Here is a 16,667-nt window from a genome sequence, read left to right as displayed (position 1 = left end):
GCCATGTCATTACCCAGCCTGAGTGAAGCATTATCCCTGATGAATCAGGGCGCGTGGAGCGCCGCTCGCGCCATCTGCACACAGCACCTGGCCCACCGGCCGGATGATTTCAATGCTCGCCATCTGTTGGGCCTGATTCTCTTCAAGAGCGGCAATTTGCTGGTCGCTACCAAAGAGCTGAACAAGGCCGTACAACAAACCCGGCAGCCACGATTCAAAGCACAAGCGCTGAACAATCTGGCACTGGTTCTGCAGGCTCGGGGCAAGCTTGAGCAAGCTTTGGAGGCATGCCATAAGGCAGTCGAACTGCAGCCGGACGAGGCCGCCTTTCATTTGAATCTGTTGAGCCTGATGGAGCAACAACAACAGTGGCAGGCCATCATAGCCCACCTGCAGCATACGCCACAGCTGGCCATTCAAGACGACGCTCAGCTCTTTCACGCCGTTGCCTTGCGCCACCTCGGCCGCTATCAGGACGCCCTGGATATGCTGCACGTCTCTGATGAAAGTATAGAAGGACTGCATGAATACGCATTGAATCAATGCCTGCTGGGGCACAGCGATACGGTCATCGCCACTTGGCAACAGTCAGGAGCTGACGCTGGCCAGCTGATAGCGTGCGCAGACTATATTGCCGAAGAAGGTTATCCGCAGGCAGCCACTCCACTTTACAAGGTCGCCGCACATGCCGATCCGGAAAACCTGAGCCTGCGCCACCTGCTGGATGCCGCCAACGGTACTTGCACAACAGCCGCACCGCCCAGCTATGTGCGCAGCCTCTATGACACCCATGCCGACCAGTTTGAGCACCGCCTGCAGGACCGCCTGGCCTATCAAGCACCTCAGCAGCTTTGCCAACACTTGGCAACGCTGCTGGGGGGCACACACATTGACGCTGTCGATCTGGGTTGCGGCACCGGCTTGTGTGGCATTGAACTGCGCAAGCAACTCTCTGTCCGCCGACTCAGCGGCTGCGATCTGTCGGAACAGATGTTGCGACTGGCGGCCGACAAGCAGGTATATGATGAACTGGCATGCCGCTCGCTGACGGATTATCTGTCGGACATGACCGCAGTCGATCTGATTACCGCCACCGACGTCCTCATCTATACCGGCAACCTTGACCCCATACTGGCACAGATGCCCAACGTACTGAATAGCGGCGGTCTGTTTGCATTCACGGTCGAGCACACCACGTATGACAATGACGTCAGCCTGCACTCTTCTGGACGCTACCGCCACAGCCGTAGCCATATCGAAACCCTGGCAGAACGTTACAGGTTACAGATACGACTGCTGGAGGCATTCCCCCTGCGTCTGGAGAATGACGAAACGATCACGGGGTTGATGGTGATTCTGCAACAGTACTAGTCCGTCACACAGCTCAGCAGTATGTCACACAGATGGCGCAGCCGCTCCAGCTGCGCACGCCTGCCGGCGGGTTCGGTGATGGCTGCCACCGGTTGCTGACGCAGGATACGGCCACACAACAGGCGCTGATCAGCGGGCGCCAATGATAACCGATCCCAATGATGAACACTGGCCTGCAGCAACGTCGTCAACGGTAGCAGGCTGCTTTCCAGTGTGCGCTGCGCTCGGGTGAAACCACGTACACGTTCACGCCACGGCGCTGACAGTTCAACAGCAGCCACCGTACCGTGCAACAATGCAGGCAGGCGCTCCGCTTCCAAATCCTGCAGTGCAACCGGCAACCGCTGCAATACGCTTTGACGATACCAGTTACGGGCCTCTGGCAGCCATGCCACTACCGCCGCGGACAATGGCTTCAGCACCAGTAACGCATGCGTCCCTGCCACCGGATCACGCTGCTCGCCCAGGCGCAGCGGTACAAACCCGCTGCCCTGCCAAAAGCGCAACAGATCCTCACTGGCAGCAAAGCTTGCCCCCAGGTAATCCACGCACTCTGCGCACGCATCCTGCTCAATCTGCCGCAACAATTGCTGCCCAAGGCCTTGCTGCTGCAGATCCGGATGCACGGCAATGCGGACAACGCGCCAAGCACGCCAGGGCGCCACCTCAGACCAACCTTCCTGCGCAATCAACGTCTGCGGCAACAGGTGCCCGCGCGGGCGTCGACGTCCTTCCCAAACGGCATCAGCCAACGCCTTCGCCAGTGGTCCCTCTCGCGCTATGAGCGCACAGGCTACTGGAACTCCGGCACGGCGCATCACGTAGATCATCACATTGGGACTGTCGAGCAGAATACGCAGGTCGCCGGGGGTTGTACGGTAATGCGCCAATACCAACAGACCGAACACACTGCGCAACAAGGCAGTGTCTGTCGCCAGCACGGAAGCTGGCACACGCTCGATTTCGGCTGGCGACGTATCGCCCACCGGCATCGCCACATCAACATCCAGCAGCAGCATACGGTTACTAAGCTGCTCCAGCGGGTCAGGTCCGGCCCAGCGGATCGGTATCGTCAGGCGATATTCCTGACACTTGGGGAAACGCTTACGCAACAGACGCAAGAAGCGCAATGCAAAGCCCTGCCCGTTGCCCTCATAGCCATGCAGAGTCGTGGCGAACACAACACGAGAATACCGTAGCAGCAACCGAGTCAGCACTGGTGTCGGAATGGCAGCGGCTTCGTCAACCAGCAACACGTCCGCTTCAATCTGCGCCTGCAGCAACTCATCCGGGCGGTAATAGACCAGCTGCCCATCAACCTCCGGTGCCAGCTCTGCCACTCGCTCCAACAGCGCCGCAATCGCCTGTCGTGATATTGCGGTTACTGCAACACGCTTGCCCTCACCCAGCAATTGAGCGGCCGCTATGCCCAGGGCAGCACTTTTGCCGCGCCCACGGTCCGCGCTGAGCACCAGAGGTTGATGCCGATGACCGGCGACACGCAGAATATGTGCAACCGCATCCGCCTGATCAGAACTGCGGCAGGGGTAAGGTATAGCCGCAGACATGGATACCGGCGGTAACGTCGCCGGGAAGACAGGATCACACCCTTGCGCCCACAACACCCGCTGCTCAGAGTGTCGCAGCATCTGTACCAGGTGCGTCAAGTAATGCCCTTCCAGCTGTTCGGGCCGGTAAGGCTCTACACACAGGGATGCATATTCCGGATCGGCAAACTGCATCCATTGTTGCGGCTCAGGAGTCATCAATATCAGGCAACCACCGCCCTCAACCGCGCCACAGAGCTGACCAAATGCATTAGGATTGAAACCGGAAAACGCGTCGACAATGGCAAAATCCAGCGTCTGCCCCAATCTTTCCGCCGCTTGGCGGGCACTGTTTGGCTGCAGCCCCGCGACCGACTGATCGCTTAGCAACACTCCGCGCCCCTGCACGCACTCGGCCAACGGTCCGGCAAGTTGCGCACGGCACCATTCAAGCTCGCCACAAACCCAGATCAATACACGCTGACGGGACGCACTCAATCGCCGTCTGAAGGCGGTCAGTGCCGAATCGATACTAGTCATGAATCCGTATAGGTTATGCCCGGGGTGGCGGGGTCGGTGACATCTTCCGCATGAAAATAAACGCCGGGCTCGTCTTGCAAGGCATGCTGCAGGTGCAAATCCAGCTGCTGCTGCACTTTACCGAGGTTAAGGTCGCCACGCGGCTGAAAGGTTTTACCCACGATATGCAACGGCAGATCGGCTGTGGCTTCGTGCCCCTTGATGCGCTCAAAGCAACGTTTAACCAGCTGGTTGGCATTTTCATTCGTGGATGGCAGCACGGCACCGATCGCCCGGTCCGCATTCCATCCGATCAGATCACCCGGACGTGAAAATTCCTCGCCCAGCACACGCACCAACTCCAGCAGGTGGCGGCGCTCTACCTTCTCGCCCAGGTCGATGCACAACACCGTCAAGGGTGAGAATTCACGCACAGCACGACGGCATTCGAGCGCCAGCATATGATGATACCAATACTCCGTGGCGATACCCGTGTTGGGGTCAATCGCCAGCAACGGCTCGTGCTCCTGAGTCGCTGCCCATGTCATGCTGCGGTTACGCAATACAAACAGCAAGCCCGACGTAGTCAGTAGCAATACGACAAGCAGAGCCACCAGTACTACGCTCGAGTCCCCCCCGGCAGCAAGTGCCAAGGCCACAACGTTCAACAACAGCAAAAATACCGCCAGATGACGGATACGTTTCAACTGTTCGACGAACACGGAGTTCATAGTCGGCTTTCCTTTACCCTGTTGATGGTGTCAGTAAAACGATTTTTCATAAGCAATGCAATCGAACCTTAATCAACACGCAACGGCGATGCAGTGTCCATTCAGCTGAACTGCCAGGCCCGGCTGGCGGCGCATTGGCCAACCTCGATTGAATTGAACGCTTTTACCTCAATGCGTTCTCAACTAAGGTATTCCTATCGTTCGCAAACATTCAGGTAGCGCCCTTATGCAACGTCTGGTCATCCTGCTCACCATTATAGTGGCCGCCCTGGCGCTATACCGTTTTATGCCCGCCGAACAGATGCCATCCGGCCCGCTACCCGATGCCATTTCGGAGCACACACGGACAGAGGCGCGCCAGCATATCAAAAGCCTGACTCGGCAAGCCGCTGATGACACTCTCGACATCACCCAGGCCGACCATTTTGTAACCGGTAGCCAGTTGTTACAGCTCCCGCCTCCCGCACAGGAAAACGCAATCTCGGCAGGTTTGGAACCTACACAGAACGGCAATGCCACCAGCTATGCAGCCGACCTGCCGCCTGGTAATACGCCGACAACCGCACAACCGTACAACCTGACACCTCAAGACCGCTTGCGCCTGCAAGAACTGCTCAATAACCCGGACCAGGCTGCCGACGAGATATTCTACGTTCATTCGGTTGGCAATGCGGACGCACAGGGGCTATGGGGAATCATCCATCAGGGCCTGATCGAAACCTTCACCCGCGGCATCCGTATCGAAGACCGTTCACGCCTGCTAAGCGCTCAAATTCCCGCCGATGCCGACGAGCCTCTGGCTGATCAGCGCAGCTCCTGGCTCGGTCACCTGCTGAAACGGAAAGTCCAGGACACCTGGGTTTTCAACTATCAGCAGGGACTTCTGGGGCACAACCCGGATGTCATTTATCCCGGCCAACAGCTGGTCATCGTGCGCTTCAGCGAGGACGAACTCATCAGTATTTATAACCATTTCACCCGGGCGGATGCGCGCTAAGCGTGCCGCCAATAACGGTTTAGGTGGACGCAGCCTTTCAAGGTGCGTATAATTTGACGCTTATTATTAGAAAGAACTGCAGTTGTAAGTGTATATCGCAGTCTTTCTCCTCCTCTTAAGACCCAGGTATAACTCAAAGCATGTCCAACACTGATACCAGCCCCGCCACCTTTGGCGATTTGGGACTGTCCGCCCCTATTCTCAACGCTCTGGCCGACGTTGGCTACGAAACTCCATCGCCGATCCAGGCTCGGAGTATCCCTCCGCTGCTTGAGGGGCGAGATCTGCTGGGCATGGCTCAGACCGGTACTGGCAAAACAGCCGCATTCGCACTGCCTTTGTTGCAGCGCATCGATACCGCAGCTAACCATCCGCAGATGCTGATTCTTGCGCCGACGCGCGAACTGGCTCTGCAGGTGGCGACTGCCTGTGAAAAGTACTCCAAGCACCTGCCGGGACTGCGCACGCTGTCCATCTACGGTGGTCAGGGCTATGACAGCCAGATCCGCGGCCTGCGTCGTGGTGCACAGGTTATCATCGGCACTCCGGGCCGCGTCATGGACCACATCCGTCGCGGCACACTGCAGCTGGACAAGTTGCAGGCTCTGGTCCTCGACGAAGCCGACGAAATGCTGCGCATGGGCTTCATCGACGACGTCGAATGGGTTCTGCAGCACACCCCCGCTCAGCGCCAGATCGCCCTGTTCTCGGCCACCATGCCGCAGGCGATCCGTCACATCGCGGAAAACTACCTGAACGATCCGGCCCTGATCAAAATTCAGGCTCAGACCGCAACGGCCAGCACTATCCGCCAGCGCGTTTGGACCGTGCGTGGCATGACCAAAACCCAGGCACTGACCCGCGTCCTGGAACAGCACGAACATGAAGCAGCCCTGGTTTTCGTACGCACCAAAACTGCGACCGAAACCCTGGCAGACGAACTGACCCGCGCGGGCTTCCCGGCTGCAGCTCTGCACGGCGATATCGCGCAGGTACAGCGTGAGCGCATCGTCTCCAAACTGAAGAAAGGCGAGCTCGATATCGTTATCGCTACTGACGTTGTTGCCCGTGGTCTGGACGTTGAACGTATCAGTCATGTTATCAACTACGACATCCCTTACGATAACGAATCCTACATCCACCGTATCGGCCGTACTGGCCGTGCTGGCCGTAGTGGTGATGCAATCCTGTTCGTAGCACCGCGCGAACAGCGTCTGCTCAAGCAGCTTGAACGCACCACGCGCCAGCCGCTGGAAACACTGCAGATGCCGACCGCCAAAGAGATCAACCTGTTGCGCGCCGAGCGCCTGCAGACGAAGATCCTGGCCGCTGCTGAAAAAGCCGACTTGAGCGAGTATGAGCCGCTGATTGCTGCTCTGCAGGAAAAATCGGAACTGTCACCAGAACAGCTGATGGCCGCAACACTGGCGTTGATGCACGCCGACAAGCCGTTGTGGATGAACGAAAACGAGCAGGACCCGAACCGTCAGGTACGCGAGCGCCCGGAACGTAACGAACGTGGCGGTGAGCGCGGTGGCGAACGCCCCCGTCGTGGTGCTGCTACGCGCCAGGATCCTGTGTCCGAAGGCATGGAACGCTACTGGATCGGTGTTGGTCACCTGCATGGCGTTAAGCCGGGCAACATCGTTGGCGCCATCGCCAATGAAGCCAACATTGAAAGCCGCCTGATCGGTCGTATCAACATCGCTGATGAATTCAGCTGCGTTGACCTGCCGAAAGATCTGGAAGCCGGCCAGCTGCAGACCCTGAAGCGTGCGCGCGTCTGTGGTCAGCGTCTGGACCTGCGCCCCTGGCAGGAGTCATCAACTCCTCGCCGTCCGCGCAATCAGGCTCCCAGCGGTAAAGCACCTGCGCGTCGCCCGGCACCGCGCAAAAGCTGATCAGTAGTACGCACAGAAAAAAGGCTGCCCGCAATGGGCAGCCTGACTGGGCTTCTCAGCCCGATCAAGACCATACCTGAAGGTATGGAGCGAAGAACTCCTCTCATTCTCCCCAGTATAGCCAGCACATTAGCCTTTACCTCCCACGCCACCCTATAATGCGTGAATCTTTTTCAATTTGGAGCGTCTGGCCATGACCACTTTGGGCACCCCCTTATCCGCTTCGGCGACCCGCGTTCTCATGTGCGGCGGCGGCGAACTTGGCAAAGAAGTTGTAATCGAACTGCAGCGCCTGGGCGTTGAAGTCATTGTTGTCGACCGTTATGCCAATTCACCGGCAATGCAAGTTGCCCATCGCTCTCACGTTATATCCATGCTGGACGGCGATGCCCTGCGGGCCGTTATCGAACAGGAAAAACCTCACTATATCGTGCCCGAAATCGAAGCGATCGCCACCGACACTCTGGCAGAGCTGGAACAGGAAGGCTTCAACGTCATTCCCAACGCACGCGCCACCCAGCTCACCATGAACCGTGAAGGCATCCGTCGCCTGGCCGCCGAAGAACTGGGCTTGAAAACCTCGCCCTACCGCTTTGCCGGTGATCTGGAAAGCTTTAAACAAGCCGTGGAAACCATCGGCCTGCCCTGTGTCGTCAAACCGATCATGAGCTCATCCGGTAAAGGCCAGAGCACGATCAAAGACGTCGATCAGATTGAGGCTGCATGGGAGTATGCGCAAGAAGGCGGCCGTGCCGGTGGCGGACGCGTCATCGTCGAGGGGTTTGTTGAATTCGACTACGAGATCACGCTGCTGACCGTACGCCATATTGGCGGCACCAGCTTCTGTGAACCGATCGGTCATACTCAGATAGAGGGTGATTACCGCGAGTCCTGGCAACCTCAGGTCATGACTCCTGCCGCACGTCAGGCGGCAGAGGAGATGGCCAGCAAGGTTACTGCCGCGTTGGGTGGACACGGGCTCTTCGGCGTCGAACTGTTTATCCGCGGCAATGACGTGATCTTCAGTGAAGTATCACCGCGCCCACACGACACCGGCATGGTCACGCTGATTTCACAGGATCTGTCAGAATTTGCCCTGCACGCCCGCGCCATACTGAATCTGCCTATCCCGCTGATCCGTCAACACGGCCCGTCCGCATCCGCCGTTGTGCTGCCAACCGGTGAATCGCGCCAAACCTGCTTTGCCCACCTACAGGCGGCCCTGGCCGTGCCGGACACGGACCTGCGCCTGTTCGGCAAACCGGAAATTCATGGCCGCCGACGCATGGGCGTCGCGCTTGCCCGAGCTGATGATATCGACACTGCGCGTGAAAAGGCCCGCCTGTGTGCACAAACGGTTCGTGTAGAGTTCTGATCAATCGAGTCCTGATCAGTGCCTGATTTCAAACCAGGGTAGCCGGCCACCCCCTTGCGGGTGGCCATAGCCCGGATAGAACCGGTCTTCGCGCCGTATAAACCAGGGCGCACCCGGCAACTCCGCATCTCGCTGCAACAGCGGGATCAGTCGATCCGCCTGCACCAGGAATTCAGCCTCTGTGGAGGCTCCCTCCGGATGGCCGTAACTGCGAAACACTTTCTGCCCCACACATTCATACCATGGCAATACGCCACGGCCTTGTGGGTGGCTATTGGTCGGGAACAGTTTTAGCTTGTTGATTTTGAACATACCGCATCAAAACCTGAAAATGAAATAAGTGTTTCACAATAGTAACACCTACATGTCTGCCAATGAAGACACCATAGCCGCAAGCAACTGTTCTTTTTGACTGCGACGCAGCCGCTTCACGGCATACTCGCGCCTGAGCGCCGAGCCCCGATCATGGCCCGCCTCTTGCCATACAAGCTGAACCGGCCGGCGCGCACGGGTATAACGCGCACCACGCCCCGGATGATCACCATTATGCTCCGCCAGACGACGGGCGGTATCCGTGGTTACACCGGTATACAAACTGCCATCACTGCATTTAAGGATATAAACCGACCAGTCTTTTTTCACTGCTTTGGCACCAACTTGCATTCTGCCCCTGTTGCCGCACTCGGCAGAGGCGTAAAATCGCGCTTTCAAACAATTCTGGGGGCTCGGTAAAGCCGATGCAAACACTATTATTAGCGATCGCAGGCCTCGCCTTCCTGATGATCGTGCTGGAAGATGTGGTACACATCAACAAGGCGAAAACGACACTTTTTCTCGGCACACTTGCCTGGTTACTGCTCTTTTTATTCCCGCCACACGGTGCCGATAGCCACCTGATTCAGGAAAAACTGGACGAAAACATTCTCGAAATAGCCAGCCTCTGGCTCTTTCTGATGGCTGCCATGACCTTCGTAGCCTTTCTTAACCACCAGGGCCTGATCGAAACACTTATCTACAAAGTCCTGCCAAAACGGCTCAGCGAACGTAAATTGATGTTCCTGGTCGCGGGTTTTGCCTTCTTTTTCTCCTCGCTCTCCGACAATATCACCGCCACACTCATCTCCATTGCCCTGGTCCTGTCGCTGAAATTGGATGCCAAGAAAACGGTCCGCTTTGCGGTCATGGTGGTATTTGCGGTGAACTCGGGCGGGGTCGCGCTGATTACCGGTGATGTAACCACGCTGATGATTTTCATGCAGCAGAAAGTGGCCATCGATGATCTACTCTGGCTCAGCCTACCGGCACTGGCCAGCGTCATGCTGCTGGCCGGATTGATGTCGTTAAAGCTCAGCGGCGAAGTGGTCATCAGCCCCAGTCCGCGCCGCGATGACAAGGTCGGCATGATGATTGCGTTCATCTTCCTGCTGACCATCATCTCGACCATCATCCTCAACGTCATCGCCTCCGTACCGCCCCTGCTGACCTTCCTGTTCGGGCTGTCAATCATGTTCCTGATCGGACGCCTGTGCTACCGGGATGATGAACGTGAAAGCCTGCTCGACTACATCCGCGTCATCGAGTTCGATACCCTGCTGTTCTTCCTGGGTATATTGCTGCTGGTCGGCATGATGAAAGAGATCGGCGTACTGGATTCACTGGTGAAGGTCTATGAACTGTTGCCCACAACCGGTGCCAACTTTGTGATGGGACTGCTCTCGTCGCTGGTAGACAACGTACCGCTGACCGCTGCACTGTTGAAGTCGGACATCGATATGGATGCCGCCAACTGGTTGACGTTGACCTATGCCGTGGGTGTCGGAGGGTCGCTGCTGGTGATCGGCTCTGCCGCTGGCATTGTCGCCATGAGCAAGGTGGAAGCGATCACCTTCATCAGCTTCATGCGCTATTCGGGAGTTATCCTGGTTGCATACAGTTGCGGCTTTGCCGGCAGTTATCTGGTCGGGCAGGCGCTGCACTGACCTGCCCCGCTCACCGGTCAAGTACTGACGGGTGAGCGTTCCTCGCCAAACCAGGACAGCTGCGATTGCAGCTCGACTACCTCACCTACAATGACCAAGGCCGGCGCAGGCAACTGCGCCTCGGCCTGCTGCTGCGCCAGCGTAGCCAACGTTCCGACCAATACCTGTTGATCTCTGGACGTGCCTCGGGACACGATCGCTGCCGGTGTATCGGCCGGCTTGCCATGGGCAACCAGCCCGGCACACAACAAATCCAGCGTGTGCAGCCCCATATAGAACACGATCGTCTGATTGGGCTGTATCAGTTCGGCATAATTGAGCTCGGTAGTACGGTTTTTCAGCTGCCCAGTAACGAACTTCACCGACTGGGCATAATCACGATGAGTCAACGGAATACCGGCATAGCTGGAGCAGGCGCTGGCAGCCGTAATGCCCGGCACCACCTGAAACGGAATACCGGCCTTCTTCAGCTCGGCCAACTCTTCACCACCACGCCCGAAGATAAACGGATCGCCCCCCTTCAGGCGCACAACCCGCTTGCCCATTAGGGCATGGTCAATCAACAGCTGGTTGATACCTTCCTGGGGCACCGCATGGTTATCACGCTGCTTGCCCACAAAAATCAAATCCGCATCACGACGGCACAGATCAAGCACGTCCGGAGAGACCAGGCGGTCATACAGCACAACGTCCGCCTGCTGCATCAGCCTGAGTGCCTTGAAGGTCAACAACTCGGGATCACCGGGACCGGCACCCACGAGATAAACCTCACCGACCTGGTGTGATGCATTGCCGATTTTAATCTGCTCTTCCAGCAAGGCTTCGGCCTCGGCCTCCTGACCCGCAAAAACCCGCTCCGCGACCTGCCCCTGCAGTACCGACTCCCAGAACACGCGCCGCTCATTGACCGTATCAAAGCGCGCCTTGACCTTGTCACGCAGACGGCCGACCAACTGACCAAGACGGCTATACCCGGTCGGAATCCAGGTTTCCAGCTTGGCTCGCAGCAACCGGGCCAATACCGGCGACTGACCGCCCGAGCTGATCCCGATCACGATGGGTGAACGGTCTACAATCGCCGGAAATACGAACGTACAGAGCTTGGGATTATCAACTACATTGACCGGAACATTGCACGCCACCGCATCATAATGGACCCGTTCATTGAGGCCATCATCATCGGTTGCCGCCAGCACCAGCACCTTGCCGTCGATCAGTTCTGGATGATATTCACCGATCAACACCTGCCCATGATGCATATCCAGCATCTGCTGCAGCTCCGGCAGTACCGCATGAGCTACCACGGTAATGTGCGCACCCGCACGCGTCAGCAAGCGGGCTTTGCGCAGGGCAATATCGCCACCGCCCACCATCAGGACGGGGCGTTGTTTGAGGTCAAAAAAAAGCGGCAGGTAATCCATCGTTGTGACTCCAGTACGGCACAGCTTGATACCGGGATACTATAGTCACTTTTTAAGTAATAAAAAATATTTTTATTATGACTTTAAGAGATATGACGAATTATTTCTGCAATGGAAAACGGCGCTCGAGATAGGCAACTATCTCACTGGACTCGTACATCCATTCGCTGTGACCATCCGCATGGTCGATACGCAGACATGGCACCTTCATTTTGCCACCGTCATTGGTAAGATCCTGACGATGACGACCGTCGGCACGCACATCACGCAGCTCAATGGGCAAGTTCAAGCGGCGCATCGCACGGCGCACCTTGACGCAAAAAGGACAGGTCGGCAGCTGATAGAGCTTGTAGTCGGCCAGCGCCGACTCAACTTGCTGCTGCTCCTGCGGGGAACGCTTTCCGCGACGCGGCAGTGTCAAATAATGCAGACCCATAACAATCAGGCCCAAGACCCAGCGAACAGCTTTCATGTGACTTCAGCTCCCGTTCAAGAATGATGGCGCAGTGTACTACAATGACCAGGATCAAAAAACTGAGCGACCCAATATGATACCTGTCGGCCATAAGTGGTTACATGATATGGTTACCTTATTAAGACCCGTGACACGTTCCTTCTCAACGACATCTCTGTGAGCAAGACAATCGCCATGGCCCAAGCCGAGAATCAGGATCCTAACGCCCTCTGTTTTCAGTTCAAAAGTACACGAGCCTCGCTCAACGAACTGATTCTGACCGCCAGCGACCCCGACTTGCTGGCTCCTCAACTGGCTGCACATGCTGCCAAAGTTCCTATGTTGTTCAGTAACATGCCAGTCATCGTCAACTTGCAGCAGCTGGAAAGCACACCTGACACCGACACGCTCAACCAACTATTGAGCCTGTGTCGTAAGCTGTCACTGGTTCCTGTTGGCCTAAAAGCCGATCCCGATACCTCCGTTGCCCTCTGCGAAACGCTGCATCTGGCTGATTTCAGCCACCAGCGCCGTGCGCCCAAAAGCGCCCCTGCAGAAGCCACACCCGTCACACCGGAACCGGAACAGCCAGCACCCGCTGCGGCGACCAAGGTCATTACCACACCGGTACGTTCAGGCCAGCAGGTCTACGCACGTGGCTCTGACCTTATTATTCTGGCCGCCGTCAGCGCCGGTGCAGAAGTGATCGCTGACGGTAATATCCATGTGTATGGCCCCTTGCGTGGACGCGCCATGGCCGGTGTCGATGGCAATACTGACGCCCGCATTTTTTGCCAAAGCATGGAAGCCGAGCTGATTTCCATCGCCGGCTATTTCAAAACCAGCGAAGATCTGCACGCCGAATGCTGGCAACAGCCCATTCAGGCATTGCTCCGCGGCTCTCGACTGGATACAGTTCCACTTTAATTAACCGCTTCCCAGATTGATGGATACAGATGCATGGCTGAAATAATCGTTGTCACATCCGGTAAAGGGGGCGTTGGCAAAACCACCAGCAGCGCCGCGATCGGTACTGGTCTGGCCCTTAAGGGCTTTAAAACCGTTCTAATCGACTTCGACGTAGGCCTGCGCAACCTCGATTTGATCATGGGCTGCGAACGCCGCGTGGTCTACGACTTTGTCAACGTCATCAACAAGGAAGCTACGCTCAACCAGGCGTTGATCCGCGACAAGCGTACCGAGAACCTTTACATCCTGCCGGCCTCCCAAACCCGCGACAAGGATGCACTGAGTGTTGAAGGCGTTGAAACCGTTCTCAACGAACTGGCTGAAAGCTTCGACTACATTGTCTGCGACTCCCCTGCCGGTATTGAGAAAGGTGCACAGCTGGCACTCTACTTTGCCGATACCGCCATTGTTGTGACCAACCCGGAAGTAAGCTCCGTACGTGACTCGGACCGCATTCTCGGCGTATTGCAGAGCAAGTCTCGCAAAGCCGAACAGGGCGGCACCGTTAAGGAACATCTGCTGCTGACCCGCTACAATCCTGCACGGGTTGATGCCGGCGAAATGCTCAGCGTCGAAGACGTCAAAGAGATCCTGGCTATCCCGCTGCTGGGTGTCGTGCCAGAGTCAGAAGCGGTACTCAAGGCATCAAACCAGGGCGTTCCTGTCATTCTGGACGCCGACAGCGATGCCGGCAAAGCCTACGATGATGCCATTGCACGCTTTCTCGGCGAAGACCGCGAACATCGCTTCCTCAACGTGGAACGCAAAGGTTTCCTCAGCCGGGTATTTGGACGGAAGGGCTAATGGGCATTCTGAACTATTTTCGATCGAACAAACAGACATCCGCCAGCGTCGCCAAAGAACGTCTGCAAGTCCTCGTTGCCTACGAGCGCAACCAGCGTACTCAGCCTGATTACCTGCCGCAAATGCAGCAGGAAATACTGGCAGTAATCGCCAAATATGTTGACGTTTCAACCGAAGACATCCAGATCAACCTGGATGAAGACTGCTCCATTCTCGAACTAAACGTTACCTTGCCCGAAAAGGGATAAAAGTAACATTGAACGGGGATTTGTCATCCCCGTTTCACCTTTTGCCAGTATAATCACTCTCGACAACTCCCCTCTCGTTACCTATACATAGATTCATGCATGCCATCACAGGAGCTGATGCATGCCTAAGACCTCTCGAGATAACAGTCGCGCCGGAATGCACGACCCATCTCCTCCGCTGATTACATATCAAGGCACGGACGATGACTAACCTCTCCATACGTTTCAAACTACTCGCGGGATCGGCTTGCGCCATTTTATTGTCCCTCGGCGTCGTGATTTACCTGGCACTAAGCTCCTACCAAACATCTATCGATACGGCTGTCGAAGACACTACAGATATCATCCAGCGCAGCGTCAAAGAGCAATTACACCTGACCGCCGACCAGATTGAAGTGGATATCCGCCAACGCCTGCAGAGCGGCTTCGACTCCGTTTTAGCGCTGGCAACATTCATGGGCTCCACAGCCAATACTGATCAGATGATTTCGCGCCAGTCGGCCCGCGATCTGGTTCGAGCACAGCTTGAATCCAACAACAACGTCAATTCCATGTATGCCCAGTTCGAGCCCAACGGTTACGACATGTTCGACAGTCTGTTCAAGGGTGACCTGCAACACAGCTCGAATGAAGGCACGCTGGATCTGTATTGGGTTCGCGAAGGCAGCGACATCACTTTCTACCCGACTGAAGACCCGTCCAGCAAGTACGACACCACCCTCAACGCCAATGGTACCCGCAAGTCTGAATGGTACCTCTGCCCGCGTGACACCAAACGTAACTGTATGCTGGAACCTTACCTGTACGAAATATCTGCAGGCAATTCCATTCTGATGACCTCATTGACGGTTCCCATCATGCATGCCGGTCGCTTTATTGGCGTTGCCGGCACCGATGTCAACCTGCCTGCCCTGCAGCAGCTGGCCGAAGAACTGTCCCGCACCCTGTACAAGGGTGAGGCCGGTATCACCCTGTTGAGCACGAACAATCAGATCATCGCCTCCAGCCGCTACCCAGGCAGTGCAGGTCAGCCCGTCAGTACTGCCGCCCCTCGGCTGCTCAAGGAATTGAAGGCACAGTCCGACACATCAGATAACATCTTGTTTGAACAACCAATGGAGATTGCCGATGCCCGCTGGCGCATTGTGGTTGAAGTGCCACGCAGCGTGGCCTTTGCCGAACTGAACGAACTGGAAGCCTCCATGCAGAGCAATCGCGAAAGCACCACACGGAACCTGCTGATGATTGCCTCAGGTATCCTTTTGGTAACGCTGGTGGCCGTAAACCTGTTCATTTCCAGTATTACCAAGCCGCTGGCACAACTGGGCCAACGCATGCAGGCATTGGGCGGTGCCGAAGGCGATCTGACACACGAACTGGAACCTTCCAATCATGCAGAACTGAACGCGGTTGCCGATGGTTTCAACAGCTTTGCGCGCAAAATCCGCGCACTGATTCAGGAACTGATCGTACTCTCCGGTCAGCTACAGCAGAGCGCAACCAACCTGGCCACCACGGCACAGCAAACACGCGCCTCGACTGAAGATCAGCAGAAACAGCTGCAAGGGGTCGCCGCCGCTACTAATGAGATGACATCAACGGCGACTGAAGTCGCTAACCTCGCCGGTCAAACAGCACAAGACGTGCATAGTGCCGATACCGAGATTGGTGACACCCGCAAGACATTACGTGCCACCGTCGACGAAATCGACAGCATGTCCAGCGCACTGAATGACGCGTCCGACAGTATTGGTAGCGTGGCCAAGCGCAGCGACGAGATCTACTCGATCATCGAAACCATTCGCGGCATCGCGGAACAGACCAACCTGTTAGCCCTTAACGCCGCCATCGAGGCTGCCCGGGCAGGCGATCAGGGCCGTGGCTTTGCCGTCGTCGCCGACGAAGTTCGCGGCCTTGCCAGCCGCACCCAGGACGCCACCGGCGAGATCGACAATTTGATCTCTGCGCTCAAGCGTGATGTGGACGGCAGCGTCGAGCAAATGCAGCAATGCCGCAGCCGCGCCAGCCAGACAGTCGAAGAAAGCCGCAACAGCTACGAACGGCTGGAAGGCGTCTCCAACCGTATTACCTCTATCTCTGAGAACACAACCCAGGTAGCCACCGCTGCCGAAGAGCAGAGCATGGTGAACGAAGAGATTAACCGCAACATCACCAGCATTGGCGATGCCGCCGACACCCTTGCCGAGGCCGCCACCCAGGTGACATTACTGGGCCAGGAAGTGTCTGACAGCGCCGCACGACTGGACCAGCAGCTGGGACGTTTCAAAGTCTGACCCCATCAGGGCAGCCCCTCTCGGGCTGCTCTGACACCTGAATACCCGCCTTCTGTA

15 protein-coding genes are annotated in these 16,667 nt (G+C 56.7%); 9 read left to right on the top strand and 6 right to left on the bottom strand.

The window, feature by feature from the left end:
* Positions 1 to 3 precede the first annotated feature (3 nt).
* Complete coding sequence (locus CLV44_RS01005; RefSeq protein WP_106590238.1) at positions 4 to 1,371, top strand: methyltransferase; 1,368 nt, start codon at positions 4 to 6, stop codon at positions 1,369 to 1,371.
* Here the strand turns inward: CLV44_RS01005 and CLV44_RS01000 are convergent.
* Positions 1,368 to 3,458, bottom strand: a complete 2,091-nt coding sequence (locus tag CLV44_RS01000; RefSeq protein ID WP_106590237.1) for a tRNA(Met) cytidine acetyltransferase TmcA — start codon at positions 3,456 to 3,458, stop codon at positions 1,368 to 1,370. The two genes, CLV44_RS01005 and CLV44_RS01000, sit on opposite strands and share 4 nt — an antisense overlap.
* A complete protein-coding gene (locus tag CLV44_RS00995; RefSeq protein WP_106590236.1) occupies positions 3,455 to 4,168 on the bottom strand; it encodes a nucleotidyl cyclase domain-containing protein in 714 nt (237 codons plus the stop codon). The genes CLV44_RS01000 and CLV44_RS00995 overlap by 4 nt, the downstream gene beginning before the upstream one ends.
* A 226-nt stretch (positions 4,169 to 4,394) precedes the next feature.
* Between CLV44_RS00995 and CLV44_RS00990 the strand changes: the two genes are divergently transcribed.
* The 3 genes from CLV44_RS00990 to purT all read left to right on the top strand — a co-directional run bounded on the left by CLV44_RS00990 (position 4,395) and on the right by purT (position 8,441).
* Positions 4,395 to 5,165, top strand: coding sequence for a hypothetical protein (locus CLV44_RS00990; protein WP_106590235.1), 771 nt, complete (start codon positions 4,395 to 4,397; stop codon positions 5,163 to 5,165).
* A 140-nt stretch (positions 5,166 to 5,305) separates the two neighbouring features.
* Entirely contained in the window at positions 5,306 to 7,066 is a 1,761-nt protein-coding gene (locus tag CLV44_RS00985) for a DEAD/DEAH box helicase (RefSeq protein ID WP_106590234.1), read from the top strand.
* Between the two features lie 193 nt (positions 7,067 to 7,259).
* Entirely contained in the window at positions 7,260 to 8,441 is a 1,182-nt protein-coding gene (purT, locus tag CLV44_RS00980) for a formate-dependent phosphoribosylglycinamide formyltransferase (RefSeq protein ID WP_106590233.1), read from the top strand.
* A 15-nt stretch (positions 8,442 to 8,456) separates the two neighbouring features.
* Here the strand turns inward: purT and CLV44_RS00975 are convergent, their stop codons facing one another.
* Together CLV44_RS00975 and CLV44_RS00970 are read right to left on the bottom strand one after the other, a co-directional pair.
* Positions 8,457 to 8,753 (bottom strand): hypothetical protein, encoded by a 297-nt coding sequence (locus tag CLV44_RS00975; protein WP_106590232.1) that lies wholly within the window; start codon positions 8,751 to 8,753, stop codon positions 8,457 to 8,459.
* Between the two features lie 48 nt (positions 8,754 to 8,801).
* Complete coding sequence (locus tag CLV44_RS00970; protein ID WP_245912554.1) at positions 8,802 to 9,083, bottom strand: GIY-YIG nuclease family protein; 282 nt, start codon at positions 9,081 to 9,083, stop codon at positions 8,802 to 8,804.
* Positions 9,084 to 9,178: 95 nt separating this feature from the next.
* On the opposite strand from CLV44_RS00970, the gene nhaD reads away from it, so the two are divergent.
* Positions 9,179 to 10,420 carry a sodium:proton antiporter NhaD gene (gene nhaD, locus CLV44_RS00965; RefSeq protein WP_170069221.1) on the top strand — a complete coding sequence of 414 codons (1,242 nt, stop codon included), beginning with the start codon at positions 9,179 to 9,181 and terminating at the stop codon, positions 10,418 to 10,420.
* Positions 10,421 to 10,437: 17 nt separating this feature from the next.
* Here the strand turns inward: nhaD and cysG are convergent, their stop codons facing one another.
* Together cysG and CLV44_RS00955 are read right to left on the bottom strand one after the other, a co-directional pair.
* Entirely contained in the window at positions 10,438 to 11,841 is a 1,404-nt protein-coding gene (gene cysG, locus CLV44_RS00960; RefSeq protein WP_106590229.1) for a siroheme synthase CysG, read from the bottom strand.
* Positions 11,842 to 11,941: 100 nt separating this feature from the next.
* Positions 11,942 to 12,313 (bottom strand): glutaredoxin family protein, encoded by a 372-nt coding sequence (locus tag CLV44_RS00955; RefSeq protein ID WP_106590228.1) that lies wholly within the window; start codon positions 12,311 to 12,313, stop codon positions 11,942 to 11,944.
* Between the two features lie 159 nt (positions 12,314 to 12,472).
* Here CLV44_RS00955 and minC point away from each other — a divergent pair, with 159 nt between their 5' ends.
* From minC to CLV44_RS00935, 4 genes are all read left to right on the top strand, one after another.
* Entirely contained in the window at positions 12,473 to 13,222 is a 750-nt protein-coding gene (gene minC / locus CLV44_RS00950; RefSeq protein WP_146139968.1) for a septum site-determining protein MinC, read from the top strand.
* 33 nt (positions 13,223 to 13,255) lie between these two features.
* Positions 13,256 to 14,068, top strand: a complete 813-nt coding sequence (gene minD, locus CLV44_RS00945) for a septum site-determining protein MinD (RefSeq protein WP_106590226.1) — start codon at positions 13,256 to 13,258, stop codon at positions 14,066 to 14,068.
* Positions 14,068 to 14,316 (top strand): cell division topological specificity factor MinE, encoded by a 249-nt coding sequence (minE, locus tag CLV44_RS00940; protein ID WP_106590225.1) that lies wholly within the window; start codon positions 14,068 to 14,070, stop codon positions 14,314 to 14,316. The genes minD and minE overlap by 1 nt, the downstream gene beginning before the upstream one ends.
* A gap of 203 nt (positions 14,317 to 14,519) precedes the next feature.
* Entirely contained in the window at positions 14,520 to 16,610 is a 2,091-nt protein-coding gene (locus tag CLV44_RS00935; protein ID WP_106590224.1) for a methyl-accepting chemotaxis protein, read from the top strand.
* The last annotated feature ends 57 nt before the right edge of the window (positions 16,611 to 16,667 follow it).

Origin of the sequence: Marinobacterium halophilum (genome assembly GCF_003014615.1) — a bacterium.
Classification (GTDB): Bacteria; Pseudomonadota; Gammaproteobacteria; order Pseudomonadales; family Balneatricaceae; genus Marinobacterium; species Marinobacterium halophilum.
This window is presented reverse-complemented; position numbering and strand designations above follow the sequence as displayed.

Coding starts and splice junctions, on each gene's coding strand:
- CLV44_RS01005 (WP_106590238.1), top strand. CDS start 4: ATGTCATTACCCAGCCTGAGTGAAGCATTATCCCTGATGAATCAGGGC.
- cysG (WP_106590229.1), bottom strand. CDS start 11,841: ATGGATTACCTGCCGCTTTTTTTTGACCTCAAACAACGCCCCGTCCTG.
- CLV44_RS00985 (WP_106590234.1), top strand. CDS start 5,306: ATGTCCAACACTGATACCAGCCCCGCCACCTTTGGCGATTTGGGACTG.
- CLV44_RS00990 (WP_106590235.1), top strand. CDS start 4,395: ATGCAACGTCTGGTCATCCTGCTCACCATTATAGTGGCCGCCCTGGCG.
- CLV44_RS00935 (WP_106590224.1), top strand. CDS start 14,520: ATGACTAACCTCTCCATACGTTTCAAACTACTCGCGGGATCGGCTTGC.
- CLV44_RS01000 (WP_106590237.1), bottom strand. CDS start 3,458: ATGACTAGTATCGATTCGGCACTGACCGCCTTCAGACGGCGATTGAGT.
- nhaD (WP_170069221.1), top strand. CDS start 9,179: ATGCAAACACTATTATTAGCGATCGCAGGCCTCGCCTTCCTGATGATC.
- CLV44_RS00975 (WP_106590232.1), bottom strand. CDS start 8,753: ATGTTCAAAATCAACAAGCTAAAACTGTTCCCGACCAATAGCCACCCA.
- minD (WP_106590226.1), top strand. CDS start 13,256: ATGGCTGAAATAATCGTTGTCACATCCGGTAAAGGGGGCGTTGGCAAA.
- minE (WP_106590225.1), top strand. CDS start 14,068: ATGGGCATTCTGAACTATTTTCGATCGAACAAACAGACATCCGCCAGC.
- purT (WP_106590233.1), top strand. CDS start 7,260: ATGACCACTTTGGGCACCCCCTTATCCGCTTCGGCGACCCGCGTTCTC.
- CLV44_RS00995 (WP_106590236.1), bottom strand. CDS start 4,168: ATGAACTCCGTGTTCGTCGAACAGTTGAAACGTATCCGTCATCTGGCG.
- CLV44_RS00955 (WP_106590228.1), bottom strand. CDS start 12,313: ATGAAAGCTGTTCGCTGGGTCTTGGGCCTGATTGTTATGGGTCTGCAT.